This window comes from Streptomyces sp. NPDC002181, assembly GCF_042890485.1.
Lineage (GTDB): Bacteria > Actinomycetota > Actinomycetes > Streptomycetales > Streptomycetaceae > Streptomyces.
Window position 1 is genome coordinate 1 of the sequence record NZ_JBIASC010000032.1, and the last position, 1,290, is coordinate 1,290.

The 1,290-nt window shown below is 69.9% G+C and carries 2 protein-coding genes; both read right to left on the reverse strand.

Annotated features, from left to right (window positions below; translation table 11 throughout):
* The coding region (locus ACFYXV_RS34125) for a hypothetical protein (RefSeq protein WP_389385065.1) at nt 1-191 on the reverse strand (191 nt) is incomplete at its 3' end.
* The coding region (carA, locus tag ACFYXV_RS34130) for a glutamine-hydrolyzing carbamoyl-phosphate synthase small subunit (RefSeq protein ID WP_389385066.1) at nt 184-1,290 on the reverse strand (1,107 nt) is incomplete at its 5' end. The genes ACFYXV_RS34125 and carA, both read right to left, overlap by 8 nt.

Sequence of the window (1,290 nt, forward strand, 5' to 3'; positions counted from 1 at the left end):
GTGGCGTCGGCGATCTCCGGGTCGGTCATGATCGTCGCGGGGTTGGAGTTCACCAGGATGACCCGCAGGCCCTCGGCCTTGAGGATGCGGCAGGCCTGGGTGCCGGAGTAGTCGAACTCGGCGGCCTGTCCGATGACGATCGGGCCGGAGCCGATGACCAGGACGGACTGGATATCGGTGCGCTTAGGCACGCTCGGCCTCCATCAGGGTTACGAAACGGTCGAAGAGGTAGGCGGCGTCGTGCGGGCCGGCTGCCGCTTCGGGGTGGTACTGGACGGAGAAGGCCGGCTGGTCCAGCAGCTGGAGGCCCTCCACGACCTGGTCGTTCAGGCAGACGTGGGAGACCTCGGCGCGCCCGTAAGGGGTCTGGGAGACCTGGTCGAGGGGCGCGTCCACGGCGAAGCCGTGGTTGTGCGCGGTGACCTCCACCTTGCCGGTCGTGCGGTCCTGCACCGGCTGGTTGATGCCGCGGTGCCCGTACTTCAGCTTGTACGTGCCAAAGCCCAGCGCACGGCCCAGGATCTGGTTGCCGAAGCAGATCCCGAAGAGCGGGGTCTTGCGCTCCAGGACACCCCGCATGACCGCGACGGGGCCGTCCGCGGTGGCCGGGTCACCCGGCCCGTTGGAGAAGAACACCCCGTCCGGGCCGACCGCGTACACGTCCTCGACGGTGGCGGTCGCCGGCAGCACGTGGACCTCGATGCCGCGCTCGGCCATCCGGTGCGGGGTCATGCCCTTGATCCCGAGGTCGACCGCGGCCACGGTGAACCTCTTCTCACCGATGGCGGGGACGACGTACGCCTCCTTGGTGGCGACCTCGGCGGAGAGGTTCGCCCCCTTCATCTGGGGCTGCTCCTGGACCTTGGCCAGCAGCTCGGCGTCGGCGGCTACCGTCTCGCCGGAGAAGATGCCCACCCGCATCGCACCGCGCTCGCGCAGGTGACGGGTCAGGGCCCGGGTGTCGATGCCGCTGATGCCGACGACGCCCTGCCTGACCAGCTCCTCGTCCAGCGAACGCCGCGAGCGCCAGTTGGAGGGGACGCGGGCGGGATCGCGCACGACGTAGCCGGCGACCCAGATGCGGGAGGACTCGGGGTCCTCGTCGTTGACCCCGGTGTTGCCCACGTGCGGGGCGGTCATCACGACGACCTGCCGGTGGTACGACGGGTCGGTGAGGGTCTCCTGGTATCCGGTCATGCCGGTGGAGAACACGGCCTCGCCGAAGGTCTCCCCCACAGCGCCGTAGGCGCGGCCCCGGAAGATCCGACCGTCCTCCAGGACGAGAACGGC